At 72.0% G+C, this 18,072-nt stretch carries 22 protein-coding genes; 19 read left to right on the forward strand and 3 right to left on the reverse strand.

Going from position 1 to position 18,072, the window contains the following annotated elements; translation table 11 throughout:
- Position 1 precedes the first annotated feature (1 nt).
- From ACWC2B_RS04700 to ACWC2B_RS04730, 7 genes are all read left to right on the forward strand, one after another.
- Entirely contained in the window at positions 2-166 is a 165-nt protein-coding gene (locus ACWC2B_RS04700) for a hypothetical protein (RefSeq protein ID WP_450714977.1), read from the forward strand.
- On the forward strand, positions 163-807 hold the full coding sequence (gene hisH / locus ACWC2B_RS04705; RefSeq protein ID WP_450714978.1) for an imidazole glycerol phosphate synthase subunit HisH: 645 nt from the start codon (positions 163-165) through the stop codon (positions 805-807). The genes ACWC2B_RS04700 and hisH overlap by 4 nt, the downstream gene beginning before the upstream one ends.
- A complete protein-coding gene (priA, locus tag ACWC2B_RS04710; RefSeq protein WP_450714979.1) occupies positions 807-1,535 on the forward strand; it encodes a bifunctional 1-(5-phosphoribosyl)-5-((5-phosphoribosylamino)methylideneamino)imidazole-4-carboxamide isomerase/phosphoribosylanthranilate isomerase PriA in 729 nt (242 codons plus the stop codon). Before hisH ends, priA begins: the two co-directional genes overlap by 1 nt.
- Positions 1,532-1,936 carry a RidA family protein gene (locus ACWC2B_RS04715; RefSeq protein WP_450714980.1) on the forward strand — a complete coding sequence of 135 codons (405 nt, stop codon included), beginning with the start codon at positions 1,532-1,534 and terminating at the stop codon, positions 1,934-1,936. Before priA ends, ACWC2B_RS04715 begins: the two co-directional genes overlap by 4 nt.
- Complete coding sequence (hisF, locus tag ACWC2B_RS04720) at positions 1,933-2,688, forward strand: imidazole glycerol phosphate synthase subunit HisF (RefSeq protein WP_450714981.1); 756 nt, start codon at positions 1,933-1,935, stop codon at positions 2,686-2,688. The genes ACWC2B_RS04715 and hisF overlap by 4 nt, the downstream gene beginning before the upstream one ends.
- A gap of 434 nt (positions 2,689-3,122) precedes the next feature.
- A complete protein-coding gene (locus tag ACWC2B_RS04725; RefSeq protein WP_450714982.1) occupies positions 3,123-3,710 on the forward strand; it encodes an ArsR/SmtB family transcription factor in 588 nt (195 codons plus the stop codon).
- Positions 3,711-3,738: 28 nt separating this feature from the next.
- Entirely contained in the window at positions 3,739-5,013 is a 1,275-nt protein-coding gene (locus tag ACWC2B_RS04730; protein ID WP_450714983.1) for an MFS transporter, read from the forward strand.
- On the opposite strand, the gene ACWC2B_RS04735 is transcribed toward ACWC2B_RS04730, so the two are convergent.
- Positions 5,010-5,642 carry a TIGR03085 family metal-binding protein gene (locus ACWC2B_RS04735; RefSeq protein ID WP_450714984.1) on the reverse strand — a complete coding sequence of 211 codons (633 nt, stop codon included), beginning with the start codon at positions 5,640-5,642 and terminating at the stop codon, positions 5,010-5,012. The genes ACWC2B_RS04730 and ACWC2B_RS04735 overlap by 4 nt on opposite strands.
- An 82-nt stretch (positions 5,643-5,724) precedes the next feature.
- Here ACWC2B_RS04735 and hisI point away from each other — a divergent pair, with 82 nt between their 5' ends.
- Entirely contained in the window at positions 5,725-6,075 is a 351-nt protein-coding gene (gene hisI / locus ACWC2B_RS04740) for a phosphoribosyl-AMP cyclohydrolase (RefSeq protein ID WP_189961144.1), read from the forward strand.
- Between the two features lie 2 nt (positions 6,076-6,077).
- Positions 6,078-7,577, forward strand: a complete 1,500-nt coding sequence (locus ACWC2B_RS04745) for an anthranilate synthase component I (RefSeq protein WP_450714985.1) — start codon at positions 6,078-6,080, stop codon at positions 7,575-7,577.
- On the opposite strand, the gene ACWC2B_RS04750 is transcribed toward ACWC2B_RS04745, so the two are convergent.
- Positions 7,567-8,796, reverse strand: coding sequence for a S53 family peptidase (locus tag ACWC2B_RS04750; protein WP_450714986.1), 1,230 nt, complete (start codon positions 8,794-8,796; stop codon positions 7,567-7,569). The genes ACWC2B_RS04745 and ACWC2B_RS04750 overlap by 11 nt on opposite strands.
- A 308-nt stretch (positions 8,797-9,104) precedes the next feature.
- On the opposite strand from ACWC2B_RS04750, the gene ACWC2B_RS04755 reads away from it, so the two are divergent.
- The 9 genes from ACWC2B_RS04755 (at position 9,105) to lgt (ending at position 16,027) form a co-directional block, all read left to right on the forward strand.
- Positions 9,105-9,770 carry a TIGR02234 family membrane protein gene (locus tag ACWC2B_RS04755; RefSeq protein ID WP_450714987.1) on the forward strand — a complete coding sequence of 222 codons (666 nt, stop codon included), beginning with the start codon at positions 9,105-9,107 and terminating at the stop codon, positions 9,768-9,770.
- Between the two features lie 169 nt (positions 9,771-9,939).
- The gene (locus ACWC2B_RS04760) at positions 9,940-10,209 is read left to right on the forward strand and encodes an HGxxPAAW family protein (protein WP_450714988.1); all 270 of its coding nucleotides are present in this window, start codon (positions 9,940-9,942) and stop codon (positions 10,207-10,209) included.
- Between the two features lie 73 nt (positions 10,210-10,282).
- Positions 10,283-10,735, forward strand: coding sequence for a DUF2752 domain-containing protein (locus ACWC2B_RS04765; protein WP_450714989.1), 453 nt, complete (start codon positions 10,283-10,285; stop codon positions 10,733-10,735).
- A gap of 166 nt (positions 10,736-10,901) precedes the next feature.
- A complete protein-coding gene (gene trpC / locus ACWC2B_RS04770) occupies positions 10,902-11,711 on the forward strand; it encodes an indole-3-glycerol phosphate synthase TrpC (RefSeq protein ID WP_450714990.1) in 810 nt (269 codons plus the stop codon).
- A gap of 4 nt (positions 11,712-11,715) precedes the next feature.
- The gene (gene trpM / locus ACWC2B_RS04775) at positions 11,716-11,871 is read left to right on the forward strand and encodes a tryptophan biosynthesis modulator TrpM (protein ID WP_450714991.1); all 156 of its coding nucleotides are present in this window, start codon (positions 11,716-11,718) and stop codon (positions 11,869-11,871) included.
- Positions 11,872-12,005: 134 nt separating this feature from the next.
- Positions 12,006-13,259, forward strand: coding sequence for a tryptophan synthase subunit beta (gene trpB / locus ACWC2B_RS04780; protein WP_450714992.1), 1,254 nt, complete (start codon positions 12,006-12,008; stop codon positions 13,257-13,259).
- Positions 13,256-14,071, forward strand: coding sequence for a tryptophan synthase subunit alpha (gene trpA / locus ACWC2B_RS04785; protein ID WP_450714993.1), 816 nt, complete (start codon positions 13,256-13,258; stop codon positions 14,069-14,071). The genes trpB and trpA overlap by 4 nt, the downstream gene beginning before the upstream one ends.
- An 84-nt stretch (positions 14,072-14,155) precedes the next feature.
- A complete protein-coding gene (locus ACWC2B_RS04790) occupies positions 14,156-14,977 on the forward strand; it encodes a DsbA family protein (RefSeq protein ID WP_450714994.1) in 822 nt (273 codons plus the stop codon).
- Between the two features lie 78 nt (positions 14,978-15,055).
- Positions 15,056-16,027 (forward strand): prolipoprotein diacylglyceryl transferase, encoded by a 972-nt coding sequence (gene lgt / locus ACWC2B_RS04795; protein ID WP_450714995.1) that lies wholly within the window; start codon positions 15,056-15,058, stop codon positions 16,025-16,027.
- 143 nt (positions 16,028-16,170) lie between these two features.
- Here the strand turns inward: lgt and rbsK are convergent, their stop codons facing one another.
- Positions 16,171-17,058 carry a ribokinase gene (rbsK, locus tag ACWC2B_RS04800; protein ID WP_450714996.1) on the reverse strand — a complete coding sequence of 296 codons (888 nt, stop codon included), beginning with the start codon at positions 17,056-17,058 and terminating at the stop codon, positions 16,171-16,173.
- Positions 17,059-17,292: 234 nt separating this feature from the next.
- Here rbsK and ACWC2B_RS04805 point away from each other — a divergent pair, with 234 nt between their 5' ends.
- Positions 17,293-18,024, forward strand: coding sequence for a VIT1/CCC1 transporter family protein (locus ACWC2B_RS04805; protein WP_450714997.1), 732 nt, complete (start codon positions 17,293-17,295; stop codon positions 18,022-18,024).
- The last annotated feature ends 48 nt before the right edge of the window (positions 18,025-18,072 follow it).

Below are 18,072 nucleotides of genomic sequence, written 5' to 3' on the forward strand. Positions count from 1 at the left end.
CATGAACGGTCTCAACACCATCCTGATCGTGGTCGGCCTCTTCCTGGTCGGCGGAATCATCTCCTTCGTCAAGCAGGGGATGCCGAAGAGCCTGATCGTGCTCCTGTCGATCGGCGCCGCGATGTGCCTGACCGCCGGCATTCTGCGACTGGACGTCTGGTCATGAGCGCGGCCGCCAAGAAGGTCGTCGTCTTCGACTACGGCTTCGGCAACGTACGGTCCGCCGAGCGGGCGCTCGCCCACGTCGGCGCCGACGTCGAGATCACCCGCGACTACGACCGGGCCATGAACGCCGACGGGCTGCTCGTCCCCGGCGTCGGCGCCTTCTCCGCCTGCATGAAGGGGCTGCGCGACGCCCGCGGCGACTGGATCGTCGGGCGCCGGCTCTCCGGCGGCCGCCCGGTCATGGGCATCTGCGTCGGCATGCAGATCCTCTTCGAGCGCGGCATCGAGCACGGCGTCGAGACCGAGGGCCTCGACGAGTGGCCCGGCGTGGTCGAGCCGCTGAACGCGCCGATCGTGCCGCACATGGGCTGGAACACCGTGAAGGCCCCCGAGGGCAGCGAGCTGTTCGCGGGCTTGGACGCCGAGGCCCGCTTCTACTTCGTGCACTCCTACGCCGTGCGCGACTGGAGCCTCGAAGTCACCAACCCCAAGATCCGTGCCCCCAGGGTCACTTGGGCCACCCACGGCGAGCCGTTCGTCGCCGCGGTGGAGAACGGTGCGTTGTGGGCCACCCAGTTCCACCCCGAGAAGTCCGGCGACGCCGGAGCCCAGCTGCTCACCAACTGGATCGGAACCCTGTGATGGCTGCCAAGCTCGAACTCCTCCCCGCCGTCGACGTCCGCGACGGCCAGGCCGTACGCCTCGTGCACGGCGAGTCCGGCTCCGAGACCTCCTACGGCTCGCCCCTGGAGGCGGCTCTCGCCTGGCAGCGCTCCGGCGCGGAGTGGCTGCACCTGGTCGACCTGGACGCCGCGTTCGGCACCGGCGACAACCGCGGGCTGATCGCCGAGGTCGCGGGCGCCATGGACATCAAGGTCGAGCTGTCCGGCGGCATCCGCGACGACGCCTCCCTGGCCGCCGCCCTCGCCACCGGCTGCACCCGCGTCAACCTCGGCACGGCGGCCCTGGAGACCCCGGAGTGGGTCGCCAAGGTCATCGCCGAGTACGGCGACCAGATCGCGGTCGGCCTGGACGTGCGCGGCACGACGCTGCGCGGCCGCGGCTGGACCCGCGACGGCGGCGACCTGTACGAGACCCTGGCGCGCCTGGACGCCGAGGGCTGCGCGCGCTATGTCGTCACCGACATCGCCAAGGACGGCACGCTGCAGGGCCCGAACCTGGAGCTCCTGCGCAACGTGTGCGCGGCCACGGACAAGCCGGTGGTGGCGTCCGGCGGGGTGTCTTCGCTCGACGACCTGCGAGCGATCTCCGAACTGGTCCCGCTCGGCGTCGAGGGCGCGATCGTCGGCAAGGCCCTGTACGCGAAGGCCTTCACGCTGGAAGAGGCGCTCAAGGCGGTCGCCGCATGAGCGACGAGATCCGCAAGATCTCCTCAGGCGCTCCCTGGGAGGAGCGCTTCGGCTACTCCCGCGCCGTGGAGCTCCCCAACGGCCTTGTCCTGGTTGCCGGTTGTACGTCGGTGACCAACGGCCGCATCGACGAGGGCGGCCCGTACGAGCAGGCGGTCGCCGCGTTCGGCGTGGCCGTCAAGGCGCTGGAGGCCCTGGGCCTCGGCCGCACCGATGTGGTCCGCACCCGTATGTACATCACCCATGCCCGGGATGTGGACGATGTGGGCCGGGCCCACAAGGAACTTTTCGACGACGTACGCCCGGCGTCCTCGATGCTGATCGTGTCGGGCTTCGTGGACCCGAGCCTGGTGGTCGAGGTCGAGGTAGAGGCGTACCGCCGGACGACGGAGACATCATGACCCTCGCCGTACGAGTGATCCCCTGCCTGGACGTGGACAACGGCCGGGTCGTGAAGGGCGTCAACTTCCAGAACCTGCGCGATGCCGGCGACCCGGTCGAGATGGCCAAGCTGTACGACGCCGAGGGCGCGGACGAACTGACGTTCCTGGACATCACGGCGTCCTCCGGCAACCGCGAGACCACGTACGACGTGGTGCGCCGCACGGCGGAGCAGGTCTTCATCCCGCTCACGGTGGGTGGCGGCGTCCGCAGCACCGACGACGTGGACAAGCTCCTTCGGGCCGGCGCGGACAAGGTGGGCGTGAACACGGCCGCCATCGCCCGCCCCGACCTGATCCGCGAGATCGCGGAACGCTTCGGCCGCCAGGTCCTGGTCCTCTCGGTGGACGCCCGCCGAACCGCATCGGGCACCTTCGAGGTGACCACCCACGGCGGCCGCAAGGGCACCGGCATCGACGCGGTCGAATGGGCGCACCGGGCGGCCGAGTTGGGGGCGGGGGAGATCCTGCTCAACTCGATGGACGCGGACGGCACGAAGGACGGCTACGACACGGAGATGATCGCGGCGGTCCGCCGCCACGTGACGGTTCCGGTCATCGCGTCGGGCGGCGCGGGCGCCCTGGCCCACTTCCCGCCGGCGATCGAGGCGGGCGCGGACGCGGTGCTGGCCGCGTCGGTCTTCCACTTCGGCGACCTGCGCATCGCGGAGGTCAAGAACACGCTGAGGCTGGCGGGCCACCCGGTCCGCTGACCCCTGCCCCACCCTGCCCCTTCCCGCCTGTGACATTCTGCGGCTCCGCCGCGTGCCCTCCGGGGGTGGATGGGCGTGCTGAGACCGTTTTCTGCGGCTCCGCCCCAGACCCGTTCGCGCCTGAAGGGCGCTCGTCCTCAAACGCCGGACAGGCTGGAGTGGGGCTGACGTCCGTTGTCGCCGGACGGCTGAAGGTGCTCGCCCTTGCCGGCATCGATCCTGCCAGGGGCGCGGGGAACTGCGCGAGCAACCACCCACTGCCCGCAGTCGAACGAACTCCCCCGGCGGGTTTCGGGAAGGGGCGGGGCGGGGCCTCAACGGGGTCGGGGGCGGAGCCCCAGCGGTGCTGGCCCGCGACCACCCCGCCCAGATGCGCAGCACTTCTTGCGCAACTTTTATTGCGCAACATTTCTTTTCTATCTACGGTGGACGCCATGGCACCCCAGGGCAACCGAAGAATCACCGACGTCGACACCCTCAAGGCATTCGGCCACCCCTTGCGCATGAAGCTCTACCGCGCCCTTTACAACGCCCGCTCCGCCACCGCCTCCCAGCTCGCCGACCAGGTCGACGAGGCCGTCTCCCTAGTCAGCTATCACCTGCGCAAGCTCGCCGACCACGGCCTCATCAAGGAGGCCGAGCCGCGAGGCAAGGACGGGCGGGAGCGGTGGTGGCAGCCCGCTTCGGACGGGATCAGCTACCGCCACGAGGACTTCAAGGACGCCCCCGAGAAGGTCGCCGTGCACACCTCGGTGACCCGGCTCCTCCTGGAGCAGCGGATCGAGCTCTACCGCGCCTTCCTCGACGCCATGTCCGCCTGGCGCGAGGAGTGGGTCACCGCCTCGTTCAGCAGCGAGTACATGGCCCACCTCACACCGGATGAACTCACCGCGCTGGACGAGGAGTTGGACGCCGTGCTGGGCAAGTACAAGCAGCGCGGCGAGGCCGCCGTCGCGGCGGGCGACACCGAGGGGCGCGAAAAGGTCGCGGTCCACCTGTACGGCTTCCCCTTCCGCGCCTGAGAGGACCCCCGTGCCTGAGAGGACCCCCGTGTCCGGGACAACCCCGGCCACGCCGGACGTCACCACCCTCGCCCCGGCCGCCCCCGCCCGCCCCGCCCACCGGGACGGCAACGTGCTGCGGTGGCTCGCGGCGTACACCTCGTCCCTCGTCGGCGACAGCGTGTACTACATGGCGCTCGCCTGGGCCGCGGCCCGTTCCGGGAGCCCGGGGCAGGCCGGACTCGTACTGGCCGTCGGGGCCGTGCCCCGGGCGCTGCTCATGCTCGGCGGCGGCGTGGTCGCCGACCGGTTCGGGCCGCGCCGGGTCGTCATCGGCAGCGACGCCGCGCGCAGCCTGATCATCCTGGGCATGGCCGCGACCCTGCTGGTCACGGGCCCCGAACTGTGGCTGCTGATCGTCCTCGCCCTGGTCTTCGGCGCCGTGGACGCGGTGCTGCTGCCCGCGCTCGGCGCGCTGCCGCCCAGGCTCACCGGCCCCGGCGAACTCGCCCGGGTGCAGGGGCTCAAGGGGATCGGCGCGCGGGTCGCCAACATCGCCGGGGCCCCGCTCGGGGGGCTCGCCGTGGCGCTCGGCGGGACCGCGGCCACCTTCGCCGTGGCGGGCGCCCTGTTCGCCGTCTCGACCGCCCTGCTCATGCGCGTACGCATCGCCCGCCTCCCCGGCGATGACCAGAAGGTCGAGGAGCCCCCGCTGAGGGAACTCACCGACGGGCTGCGCTACATCCGCCGCCACGCCCTGCTCGGCCCGCTGATGCTGGTCATAGCCGTCGGCGAGCTGGGTTTCGCCGCCCCGTTCAACATCGGGCTCACCCTGCTCGCGAAGGAGCGGGGCTGGGGCGCGGCCGGCATGGGATGGATCGTCGCGGCGTTCGGGGCGGGCGCGGGGGCCGCCTCACTGCTGCTGTCGGTACGCGGCCGGATCCCCCGCGCCGGGCTCGTCCTGCCGACGTCCCTGTTCGGCGGCGCGACGGCGATCGGCGCCCTGGCGTACACCCCCTCGGTGGCCCTCGCCGCCGTCGCCGGGGTGGCCATCGGGCTGCTCGCCGGGCTGAGCGGCGCCCTGTGCGGGGCGCTGGTGCAGACCGCGACGGAGCCCGCCTACCTCGGCCGGGTCACCGCCGTGTCGTCGCTGTTCACGATGGGCATCGCACCGCTCGGCTATCCCCTGGCGGGCGCCGCCATCGGCGCCTGGGGCACCACGCCGGTGTTCCTGGCCAGCGCGGCGGTGTGCGCGACGGGCGCGGTGATCGGACTGGCCTCCGGCCAGCTGCGCCGCGCCGAGCTGCCGAAGGCCAGGGCCTAGATCCCCAGCTTCGCCTCCAGCGCCCGCGTGGACGCCTCCTTGTCGCCCTCCAACTCGACCTGCGCCGCCTCCTGGCGCCCGTGCGCGAACAGCGTCAGCTCGCCCGGCTCGCCGGTGACCGTCACCACCGGGGTGCCCTTGTGCGCCACCGCCGTCTGGCCGTCCGGGCGGCGCAGCACGATGCCCACCGGCGACTTGCGGCCCATCAGTCGGGCCGCCTTCTCCAGGCGGGACCACAGGGCGTCCGAGAACACCGGGTCGAGCTCGCGGGGCGTCCAGTCCGGCTGAGCCCGCCGGACGTCCTCGGCGTGCACGTAGAACTCCACCGCGTTGGCGCCCTCGTCGACCTGCTTGAGGCTGTACGGGGAGAACTTCGGCGGGCCGGTGCGGATGAGCTGGATCAGTTCCTCGTACGGCTTCGCGGCGAATTCCGCCTGGACCCGGTCGAGGCGGTTCTTCAGGGCCGGGATCACGATCCCGCCGGCCGCGTCGAGGCGCCGCTCGCGCACCACGACATGGGCCGCGAGTTCGCGGGCCGTCCAGCCCTCGCAGAGGGTCGGTGCCTCGGGGCCCGCCGCCTCCAACAGGTCGGCGAGCAGAAGCCGTTCACGCTTGGCATGGGTCGACATGTCCGCCAGCGTACGGCCGAGACCGTCGTCCGGACAGTGGACGCACCCCCGGAAGCCTCACCGGCCACGGCAGAATGGGGGCATGACCAGCAATCTCGACCCCGCCATCGCCGCCCGCCTCAAGCGCAGCGCCGACGGTCTGGTCCCGGCCATCGCCCAGCAGTACGACACCGGCGAGGTGCTCATGCTCGGCTGGATGGACGACGAGGCCCTGCACCGCACCCTGACCACCGGCCGCTGCACGTACTGGTCGCGCAGCCGTCAGGAGTACTGGGTCAAGGGCGACACCTCCGGGCACGTCCAGCACGTGAAGTCGGTCGCTCTGGACTGCGACGCGGACACCGTCCTGGTCAAGGTCGACCAGGTGGGCGCGGCCTGCCACACAGGGGACCGCACCTGCTTCGACGCCGACGTGCTCGACCTGGGGAAGTAGTCATGGACCTCGACACCTTCCGCAAGCTCGCCGTCGACCGCCGCGTCATCCCCGTACACCGGCGCCTGCTCGCCGACGGCGACACGCCGGTCGGCCTCTACCGCAAGCTCGCCGCCGAGCGGCCCGGCACCTTCCTGCTGGAATCCGCCGAGAACGGCCGCTCCTGGTCGCGGTACTCCTTCGTCGGCGTACGCTCCGACGCGACGCTCACCGTGCGCGACGGCGAGGCCCACTGGATCGGCACGCCGCCGGTCGGCGTCCCCACTTCGGGTGATCCTCTGACGGCCCTGAAGGCCACCGTCGAGGCCCTGCACACCCCGCGCGACCTGGTCGCCGGGATGCCGCCCTTCACCGGCGGCATGGTCGGCTACCTCGGCTACGACATCGTGCGCAGGCTCGAAAAGATCGCCGAGCACGGAGGTGACGACCTTCGGCTCCCCGAGCTGACCATGCTGCTCACCTCCGACCTCGCCGTACTCGACCACTGGGACGGCTCGGTCCTCCTGATCGCCAACGCGATCAACCACAACGACCTCGACACCGGCGTCGACGAGGCGTACGAGGACGCCGTGGCCCGGCTCGACGCGATGGAGGCCGACCTCGCCAGGCCCGCGACGTACGCGCCGGTCGCGCTGCCCGAATCGGAGCTTCCCGAGTACACCGCGTTGTGGGGCGGCAAGGCCTTCCAGGACGCCGTCGAGGACGTCAAGGAGCGCATCCGGGCCGGCGAGGCCTTCCAGGTGGTGCCCTCGCAGCGCTTCGAAACCCCTTGCGCGGCAAGCGCGTTGGACGTCTACCGGGTGCTGCGCGCGACCAACCCCTCGCCGTACATGTACTTGTTCCGCTTCGACGGATTCGACGTCGTCGGATCGAGCCCCGAGGCGCTCGTCAAGGTCGAGGACGGCCGGGCGATGCTCCACCCGATCGCCGGGACCCGGCCGCGCGGCGCCACCCCGCAGCACGACCAGGCGCTCGCGGACGAGCTGCTCGGCGACCCCAAGGAGCGCGCCGAGCACCTCATGCTCGTCGACCTCGGCCGCAACGACCTGGGCCGGGTGTGCGAACCCGGCTCGGTGGAGGTCGTGGACTTCATGTCGATCGAGCGGTACTCCCATGTGATGCACATCGTGTCGACCGTGACCGGCCGGGTCGCGGAAGGACGCACCGCGTTCGACGTCCTGACGGCCTGCTTCCCGGCCGGAACTCTGTCCGGCGCCCCCAAGCCCCGCGCGATGCAGATCATCGAGGAGCTCGAACCCAGCCGCCGCGGGCTCTACGGAGGCTGTGTCGGCTACCTCGACTTCGCCGGGGACTCCGACACCGCGATCGCGATCCGCACCGCACTGCTGCGGGACGGCACCGCCTACGTGCAGGCCGGAGCCGGCGTGGTCGCCGACTCCGACCCGGTCGCGGAGGACGACGAGTGCCGCAACAAGGCGGCCGCGGTCCTGCGCGCGGTCAACACGGCCAATCGGCTCGGCCAGGGTCGGCTCAGCCGGTGAACGCGGCGGTCCCGTTCGGGGTGCCGAGCCCCGTCGGGCCGTCGTAGTCGCTGCCCGACGTGCACAGGTAGCTCGGCGAGCAGCTGCCGTTGGAGCCGCTGGTCACGTCGTTGAGCGACGAGGTGTGGGCGTACGGGAACGAGGCCGGCGTGGAGCCCGAGGACGGGGTGCCCGCAAGGGCGTACACCGCGGCGATCAGCGGCGCCGACGCGCTGGTGCCGCCGAACACCTCCCAGCCGGTGTCCTGGCCGTAGGTGTCGTACACCGCGACACCGGTCTGCGGGTCCGCGACCGCCGAGACGTCCGCGACGGTCCGCTTGGCGCAACCGGTGTCCTTCTGCCAGCTGGGCTTCGCGTCGTAGCCGGAGCAGCCGGACCCGGCGCCGCTCCAGGCGCTCTCGGTCCAACCGCGGCTGTTGGAGGCGGAGTTGAGCGAGGTGCCGCCGACGGCCGTGACATAGCGGGAGGCCGCGGGGTACTCGGTGCCGTAGCCGCCGTCACCGGAGCTCACGGTGATGGCGACGCCCGGGTGGTTGAAGTACGTCGTGTCGTAGGAGGTGTCGGACGACGACTCGCCGCCGCCGTAGCTGTTGGAGACGTACTTCGCGCCCAGCGAGACCGCGGTGTTCACCGCCGTACCCAGGTTGGTCATCGACGAGGACGACGCCTCGACCAACAGGATCTTGCAGTTGGGGCAGGCCGCGCTGACCATGTCGAGGTCGAGGGATATCTCCTCGGCCCAGCCCGCGTTGGCGTGCGGCAGCTTGCCGGTGCCGCTCTGGCCGACCTTCTTGAAGCAGCCGTTGGCCGTGGTGCAGGCCGAAAGGCCGTACTGGGAACGGTAGGTGGCCAGGTCGGACTCGGCGTTGGGATCGTCGTAGGCGTCGACGATCGCCACCGTACGGCCCGAACCGGCCGTCGAGGACGGCAGCTTGTACGCGGACTGGAGTGAGGCGGGGCCGTAGCCGGAGGGCGCGGCGGCGGCGGTCAGCGCGCGCTCGGCATGGGCGGACTTCACCGTGCCGCCGGTCACCTTCAGCGCCTTGCAGGCCATGACGTCCTTGTGCGTCGGGGCCGCGCAGGAGCGGGCGGTGGTGACGTGCGCCGCGGTCGCCGCGGTGGAGGGGCTGGTGGCCGCCTGGGCGAGGGGAGTTGCCAGGGCGAGCGCTGCCGCGGCCAGGGTGGCGGCCAGGGCGGTGGGGGACTGGGATCTGCGCAACTTACTTCCTCCGTGTGGTGGGTCAACCAGGAGACGTGCGGGTGCGCTGTGCGGGCCGTGCCGCGTGGTGCGCGACTCGGACCGGCGGTGAACCTAGGGGTGACCAGGTCATGCCAACAAGAAGATGGCTGGAATCTCTATCGCCGCTTTGCCTTCGAGAGCCGTTCAAGGTCTGTTCGGGGGCCGTTCCCGGGCTGATCGGGGGCAGCTGATGGCCGATCCCTTGCCCGCCCTTGGTTTCCCGTCGGCGGCCGGGCGTGCCAAGGAGGCGGGCCCCGGGTGAGGCGCTGGGCCGCCCGCAGGCGATAGTGGAGTACGTGAGTGCCGCATCCGTACCCCAGCCCCGTGAGCCCCGTGCCGAAGCAGCCGCGCCGTCCGCCCGCGGCGGCGGCCGCCGCAGCCTGGCCGCCGCGCTGCTCGCCGGCGCGGTCGGCGCCGCCGTCGTCCTCATGGCCTCCGGGCAGACCTGGGCGCACGGCAACGCCGCCGTCGGCGGTGGCGCGCTGCCCCTGAAAGCCTCCGGCGGCGACATCACCGGCGTGCCCTCCGCCCTCGCGATCGTCGGCCTCGCCGCCCTGGTGGCCGTCTTCGCCGCACGCGGCCCCGGCCGCGTCCTGGTCGCCGTGCTGCTCACGCTGAGCGGCGCCGGGGCCGCCGTGACCGCCTGGCTGGGCGTCGGCGACAGCGCCGCCCTGGACGAGAAGGCGGCCAAGGCCAGCGGAGACGCCGCCGCCACGATCAGCGCGCTCACCCACACCGACTGGCCCTACGTCGCCGTCGCGGGCGGCGCCCTGCTGCTGCTCGCCGGACTCCTCGCCCTCCGCTTCGGCGCGTCCTGGCCCGCGATGGGCGGCCGCTACGAGCGCGACGGCACCCCCCGCCCGCGCAAGGCGCGCACCGCGCCCGACCCGGAGCGCCCCGAGGAACTCTGGAAGGCGCTGGACCGCGGCGAGGACCCGACGCGCGAGAGCTGACCCCCGCACTCGGGCATCCGTCCGGGTGCGGGACAATGGCATGGAGCGTCGGGTTCGACGACAGCGGTGGCAGCGCGGAAGACACCGTCAACAGCGCGGCCAACAGTGCGGTCAACAGCGCCGACAACGACGACGACAACACGGAAACACCTACGAGGAGCAAACCCCCATGGCGAAGAGCGGCCACGGCCACACCCCGGCAGCCTGGACCGGTGTCATCATTGCCTTCATCGGATTCTGCGTGACCTGCGTCTTCATAGTGGCCGCCAACCCGGTGGGCTTCTGGGCCGGTATCGCACTCCTCGGCATCTCCGCCGTCGTCGGCGGCGTCATGAAGATGGCCGGCCTCGGCACCCCCAAGGACACGCCCGAGATCCAGCGCATGCGTGAGGACGCCGCCGCCAAGGTGCGCGCCCGCCTCGAAGCCCAGGCCGGCTGACCCCGACAGCCGTCCTGGAAGGCGCAGCCCCGCACGGGCTGCGCCTTCCCCATGGAACGGGGACAATCACCCAGTGGACGCAGCCCAGCCGAACCCCGCCCCGACGCACACGACCGCCGGCCCGGCGGACGGCCCGGTCCGCAGGCTCCTCGTGCCGCTCGGCACGCTCGGCGCGGTGGCCTCGGCCTTCGCGTACGTGGGCCTGGTCGACCCGAACCAGCCGGGCCACTACCCGGTCTGCCCGCTGCTCCGGTTCACCGGCGTCTACTGCCCGGGCTGCGGCGGGCTGCGCAGCGCGCACGACTTCATCACCGGGCACTTCGCGGCGGCCGTCCACTCCAACGCGCTGGCCGTCGCCGGCTATCTGCTCTTCGCCGTCGGCTGGGTCCTGTGGGCCGTCCGCTCGGCCCGGGGGCTGCCCCCGCGCTTCGCGCCGAGCGACCGCCAGTGGTGGCTGATCGGATCGGTCGTGGTGATCTTCTCGGTGGTCCGGAACCTGCCTTTCGGCTCGGTGCTCGCGCCATGACGGCATCGGTGAATCCGCAGGTGACGTCCCAATTGCTGGGACGCCGGTCAACCGGATGCGACCCCTTCGCTCCGGTGCGGATACCATCGTCATGGCTGATCGTGACCGCTCGTGAGGGTCACCCTCGTCCTGACCGACATCACCGTCCCGGAAGGGGGCCGCTCGCGTGAGTGTGCTCGACGAGATCATCGAAGGCGTCCGCGCCGACCTCGCAGAGCGGCAGGCGCGTGTCAGCCTCGACGAGCTGAAGGAGCGCGCCGACAAGGCGGCCCAGGCCCGTGACGGGGTCGCGGCCCTGCGCGGCGACGGCGTGAAGGTCATCTGCGAGGTCAAGCGCTCCAGCCCCTCCAAGGGCGCGCTCGCCGCCATCGCGGACCCCGCCGCCCTCGCCGCCGACTACGAGGCGGGCGGCGCGTCCGTCATCTCCGTCCTGACCGAGCAGCGCCGCTTCGGCGGTTCGCTCGCCGACCTGGAGGCCGTCCGCGCCAAGGTCGACATCCCGGTCCTGCGCAAGGACTTCATCGTCACGGCCTACCAGCTGTGGGAGGCCCGCGCGTACGGCGCCGACCTCGTGCTGCTCATCGTGGCCGCCCTGGACCAGCCGGCCCTGGTGTCGCTCATCGAGCGCGCCGAGTCGATCGGTCTCACCCCGCTGGTCGAGGTGCACGACGAGGACGAGGTCGAGCGGGCCGTGGACGCGGGCGCCAAGATCATCGGCGTCAACGCGCGCAACCTGAAGGACCTCAAGGTCGACCGCACCACGTTCGAGCGGGTCGCCCCGGAGATCCCGAACCACATCGTCAAGATCGCCGAGTCCGGCGTCCGCGGCCCGCACGACCTCATCGCGTACGCCAACGCGGGCGCCGACGCCGTCCTGGTCGGCGAGTCCCTGGTCACCGGCAAGGACCCGCGCGCGGCCGTCGCCGACCTCGTCGCCGCGGGCGCCCACCCGGCCCTGCGCCACGGGCGGAGCTGACCCCATGTCCCTCGCCGTCCGCCTCGCACCGGGCTGCCGCCCCCGCGGCTGCCGCGCTCCGGCGCGCCGGGTGCACGGACGGCGCGTGCGGTACGTGATCGGCTCCGAGCCGGGCCAGGTCAACGGCATGCGATGGCGCGGCGGCCTGAGCGCCGCCTGAGTGACGCACCGCGCGACCGCCCCCCTTGAGGCCGGTGGTCGCGCGCCTCGCTCATCACCTGCGGCGCCCGGGCGCATCCATGCCAACCCGCCAACCCAGGACCCGGGGCCGCGACGCCCCCGCGAGGTATCCGCATGTCCAACGAGAACGAGTTCTTCGTACCCGACCCCGAGGGTCAAGTCCCCAGCCCCCAGGGCTACTTCGGCGCCTTCGGAGGCAAGTTCATCCCCGAGGCGCTGGTCGCCGCGGTCGACGAGGTGGCCGTCGAGTACGAGAAGGCCAAGCACGACCCGGCCTTCGCCGCCGAGCTCAACGACCTCATGGTCAACTACACCGGCCGGCCCAGCGCCCTGACCGAGGTGCCCCGGTTCGCCGAGCACGCCGGAGGCGCCCGGGTCTTCCTCAAGCGCGAAGACCTGAACCACACCGGCTCGCACAAGATCAACAATGTGCTCGGCCAGGCGCTGCTCACCAAGCGCATGGGCAAGACCCGCGTCATCGCCGAGACCGGAGCGGGCCAGCACGGCGTCGCCACGGCCACCGCCTGCGCCCTGTTCGGCCTCGAATGCACCATCTACATGGGCGAGATCGACACCCAGCGCCAGGCGCTGAACGTCGCCCGGATGCGGATGCTGGGCGCCGAGGTCATCCCGGTCGCCTCCGGCAGCCGTACCCTCAAGGACGCCATCAACGAGGCGTTCCGCGACTGGGTCGCCAACGTGGACCGTACGCACTATCTGTTCGGCACGGTCGCGGGCCCGCACCCCTTCCCCGCGATGGTGCGCGACTTCCACCGCGTGATCGGTGTCGAGGCCCGCCGCCAGATCCTGGAGCGCGCCGGACGCCTGCCCGACGCGGCCGTCGCCTGCGTGGGCGGCGGCTCGAACGCGATCGGCCTGTTCCACGCCTTCATCCCGGACGCCTCCGTACGCCTCGTCGGCTGCGAGCCCGCGGGCCACGGCGTCGAGACCGGCGAACACGCGGCGACCCTGACCGCCGGCGAGCCCGGCATCCTGCACGGTTCACGCAGTTACGTCCTCCAGGACGAGGAGGGCCAGATCACCGAGCCCTACTCGATCTCGGCGGGCCTGGACTACCCCGGCATCGGCCCGGAGCACTCCTACCTCAAGGACATCGGCCGCGGCGAGTACCGCGCGGTCACCGACGACGCGGCGATGCAGGCCCTGCGGCTGCTCTCGCGCACCGAGGGCATCATCCCGGCGATCGAGTCGGCGCACGCGCTCGCGGGCGCGCTCGACGTCGGCAAGGAGCTCGGCAAGGACGGTCTGATCGTGATCAACCTGTCCGGCCGCGGCGACAAGGACATGGACACGGCCGCGCGCTACTTCGGCCTGTACGACGGTGGACACGAGGGGGACGCGAAGTGAGCGGGAACGTAGAGCTGCTGAACGACACCCTCGCCAAGGCGAAGGCCGAGAACAGGGCCGCGCTCATCGCCTACCTGCCGGCCGGCTTCCCGACCGTCGACGGCGGCATCGAGGCGATCAAGGCCGTCTTCGACGGCGGCGCCGACGTCGTCGAGGTGGGCCTGCCGCACAGCGACCCGGTCCTGGACGGACCGGTCATCCAGACCGCCGACGACATCGCCCTCAAGGGCGGCGTGAAGATCGCCGACGTCATGCGCACGGTCCGCGAGGCTCACGCCGCCACCGGCAAGCCGGTCCTGGTCATGACGTACTGGAACCCCATCGACCGCTACGGCATCGAGCGCTTCACCGCCGAGCTCGCCGAGGCGGGCGGCGCCGGCTGCATCCTGCCCGACCTGCCGGTCCAGGAGTCCGGGGTGTGGCGCGAGCACGCCGAGAAGCACGGCCTCGGCACGGTGTTCGTGGTCGCCCCGAGCAGCAAGGACGACCGCCTCGCCAAGATCACGGAGGCCGGTTCCGGCTTCGTGTACGCGGCCTCGCTGATGGGCGTCACGGGCACCCGGGAGTCGGTCGGCGCCTCGGCCGAGGACCTGGTGCGCCGGACCCGGGCCACCACGGACCTCCCGGTCTGCGTGGGCCTCGGCGTCTCGAACGCGGTCCAGGCCAAGGAGGTCGCGGCCTTCTCCGACGGCGTGATCGTCGGCTCGGCCTTCGTCAAGCGCATGCTGGACGCGCCGGACGGCGCCGCGGGCCTGGTGGCCGTACGGGAACTGGCGGCCGAGCTCGCCGAGGGCGTTCGCCGGGCGTCGTAGCGCGTTCATCGCACGGATAATCCGTACGAGTGGAAGTGGGACCGGGGAGGCACGAGCGTGCCTCCCCGGTTCGTTGCTGCGGGTGTGAGTGACAACCGTGATGCGAAGCGGGCCGCGCGAGACCGGCTCATCCAACAACGCGAGCAGCAGAAGGCGGGCGAGCGCCGCCGCCGACAGCTGATCGTGGCCGGAGCCGTGGTCGGCGTGCTCGGCCTGGCCGCGGTGATCGGAGTGATCGCCGCGAACGCGGGCGGCAACGACGGCGCCAAGAGCGCGAGCAAGTCCGGCCCCGTCGTGGCCCCCGCCGGAGCCGACGACAAGGACAAGCCGGCCATCCCGGTCGGCGCCGCCGGCGCGCCCTCCACGCTCACGGTGTGGGAGGACTTCCGCTGCCCGGCCTGCGCCGCGTTCGAGAACGGCCTGAGGGCCACCATTCACGAGCTGGAGAACAGCGGCCGGATCCGCGTCCAGTACCACCTGGTCACCCTCATCGACGACAAGACCCGCGGCGGCGGCTCGCTGCACGCGGCCAACGCGGCGGGCTGCGCCCAGGACGCCGGGAAGTTCTCCGCGTACCACGACGTGCTCTACATCAACCAGCCCGACGAGATGGACGACGCGTACGCGGACAACGCCAAGCTGCTCGGTCTGGCCAAGAAGGTGCCGGGCCTGGACACCCCCGCCTTCCGCTCCTGCGTCCAGAACGGCACGCACAACAGCTGGGTCGTGAAGTCCAACGACGCGTTCCAGGCGGGCAAGTTCAGCGGCACGCCGACCGTGCAGCTCAACGGTGAATCGATCTTCCCGGCGAAGGGCAACGAGCCGATCACCCCGGCCAACCTGAAGAAGTGGGTGACTCAGGCCAACAAGGGCAAGCCTGCCGGAAAGGCGAGCCCGGCCGCCTGAGCCCCGGCCCCTCGTTACTCATAAGTTGCCGGGCGGGTTGCCGCTGCGCCCGCCCGGCACGGTAGCGTCGACCCTGCCATGGAACTTGCCTTCATCCCCAGCCCGTCGACCGGTGTGATCCACCTCGGACCGATCCCGCTGCGCGGCTACGCCTTCTGCATCATCATCGGTGTCTTCGTCGCCGTCTGGTACGGCAACAAGCGGTGGGTCGCCCGCGGCGGCCGCTCCGGCACCGTCGCCGACATCGCCGTGTGGGCGGTGCCCTTCGGGCTCGTCGGCGGCCGGCTCTACCACGTCGTCACCGACTACCAGCTGTACTTCAGCGACGGTGAGGACTGGGTCAACGCCTTCAAGATCTGGGAGGGCGGCCTCGGCATCTGGGGCGCGGTCGCGCTCGGCGCGGTCGGCGCCTGGATCGGCTGCCGCCGCCGGGGCATCCCGCTCCCCGCCTGGGCCGACGCGCTGGCCCCCGGCCTCGCCTTCGCCCAGGCGATCGGCCGCTGGGGCAACTGGTTCAACCAGGAGCTGTACGGCCGCCCCACCGACGTGCCCTGGGCGCTGAAGATCAGCGAGGGCCCGAACCGGATCGCGGGCACCTACCACCCGACGTTCCTGTACGAGTCCCTGTGGTGCGTCGGCGCCGGCTTCCTGATCATCTGGGCCGAGCGCCGCTTCAAGCTGGGCCACGGCCGGGCGTTCGCGCTGTACGTCGCCACGTACTGCGTGGGCCGGTTCTGGATCGAGGGCATGCGCGTCGACGAGGCGCACCACGTGCTCGGGCTGCGCCTGAACCAGTGGACCGCGCTCGGGATCTTCGTCCTCGCGGTGGCCTACCTCGTGGTCTCCGCCAAGCTCCGGCCCGGCCGCGAGGAGATCGTCGAGCCCGGCGCGCAGGACGATGCCGCCGAGGCGCCCGGCACCGCCGGGCGGAAGGACGGCGAGCCGGTGCCCCTGGACAAGGACAAGGGGGACAAGGACGACCCCGCCGAGCCGACGGACGAGCTCAAAGCGGAGCCGGCGGCATCGGAGTCGGAGCCGAAGAAGGCCTGAGCGTAGATCCAGCCTGCCGGAGGGCGCTGGGCAGCGTGGAAATCAGCCCCTCCGGCGTTTGAGGAGCGGGGGTTCGGGGGCGGAGCCCCCGCGGTGCTGGGTACCCGTACAGCCCGGGGCAATCAGCGAACCCCGCTCCAGCCTCACGCATCAATCTCCGTGCGGTACGGCATCGACGTCGCGGCCCCTGGCCGCTGCACCGACAGCGCGGCCGCGCTGGACGCCCACGCCAGCGCGTCGGTCATCGGGCGGCCCTCGGCCAGGGCCACCGCGAGGGCGCCCACGAAGGTGTCGCCGGCGCCCGTCGTGTCCACCGCGGTGACCGGCGGGGCCAGCACCGCCACCGGCTCCGGCTGCGCCCGGGACGCGTACAGGCAGCCCCGCGCGCCCAGCGTGATCACGACCTCGGGCACCTGCGTGAGGAGCGCGCCCGCGGCCCGCTCGGGGTCGCCCGAGATGCCGGTCAGCGTCGCTGCCTCGTGCTCGTTGGGCACCAACAGGTCGGTGACGGCGAGGAGTTCGGGGGGCAGCGGCCGCGCGGGCGCGGGCGTCAGGATCGTACGGACCCCGTTGCGCCGGGCCACTTCCGCGCCCGCCAGGACCGCGCTCATCGGCAGTTCCAGCTGGATCAGCAGGGACCGCGCCTCGGCGATCACCGCGCGGTCCGCGTGGCTGAGCGAGGTGATCGAGGCGTTGGCGCCGGGGATGACGACGATCGCGTTGGCGCCGTCGCGGTCGACCACGATGTGGGCGGTGCCGGAGGGGCCCTCGGTGGTGCGCAGCAGGTCGATGTCGACACCCGAGTGTTCGAGCGTGGCGCGCAGCCGGTCGCCGAACTCGTCCGTGCCGACCGCGCCGATCATCGCCACCTCCGCCCCGGCCCGCGCGGCGGCGACGGCCTGGTTGGCGCCCTTGCCGCCGGGGACGGTGCGGAACTCGTGGCCGGTGACGGTCTCGCCGCTGCGCGGCGCGGTGGTGACGTATGCGACGAGGTCCATGTTGGTGCTGCCGAGCACGGTGATCCGGGTCATGCCGGGATTGTCCACCCTGGGCGGTTGGTTCCGTGGGTGCGGGGTGCCCGGCGCGTTCGTCGGGGCCGCCCGCAAGGGCTCCCGGGGCCCTCAGGAAGGCCTTGCTTACTGAGCCCAACCTCACTAAGTAAGGCCTTACTTGCTGGCGCGGCCCTTACATCGAGCGTAGTTTCGACGGTGTTGAGGGGGCGCGGGACGTGAACGGTGCCCGCGGCTGAAAGCAAGGGGATAGCTGTGTCCATCATCGATACCGAAGCGACGCTGCACGGGGCGCACCGCGACAACCACACCCACCGCGATGTCAACGGTGGCTGGCTGCGCCCGGCCGTGTTCGGCGCGATGGACGGCCTGGTCTCCAACCTCGCCCTGATGACGGGCGTCGCCGGTGGCGAGGTCTCGCACCAGACCATCGTCATCACCGGGCTCGCCGGCCTCGCGGCCGGCGCCTTCTCGATGGCGGCCGGCGAGTACACCTCGGTCGCCTCGCAGCGCGAGCTCGTCGAGGCCGAACTCGACATCGAGCGGCGGGAGTTGCGCAAGCACCCGGCCGACGAGGAGCGCGAGCTCGCCGAGCTCTACATGTCGCGCGGAGTCGAGCCGAAGCTCGCCCGCGAGGTCGCCCGCCAGCTGTCGCAGGACCCCGAGCAGGCGCTGGAGATCCACGCCCGCGAGGAGCTCGGCATCGACCCGTCCGACCTGCCCTCGCCCACTGTGGCCGCGGTGTCCTCCTTCGCCTCCTTCGCCCTCGGCGCGCTGCTGCCCCTGCTGCCGTACCTGCTGGGCGCCACCGCGCTGTGGCCCGCGGTGCTGCTCGCGCTGATCGGCCTCTTCGGCTGCGGCGCGGTGGTAGCCAAGGTGACGGCCCGCTCGTGGTGGTTCAGCGGCGTGCGCCAGCTGGCCCTCGGCGGCGCGGCGGCCGCCCTGACCTTCGGCATCGGCTCCTTCTTCGGTACCGCCATCGGCTGACGAACGCCGAGGTCAGCACACGGGGCGGGGCCATTGGCTCCGCCCCGT

Source organism: Streptomyces sp. NPDC001415 (genome assembly GCF_053597395.1).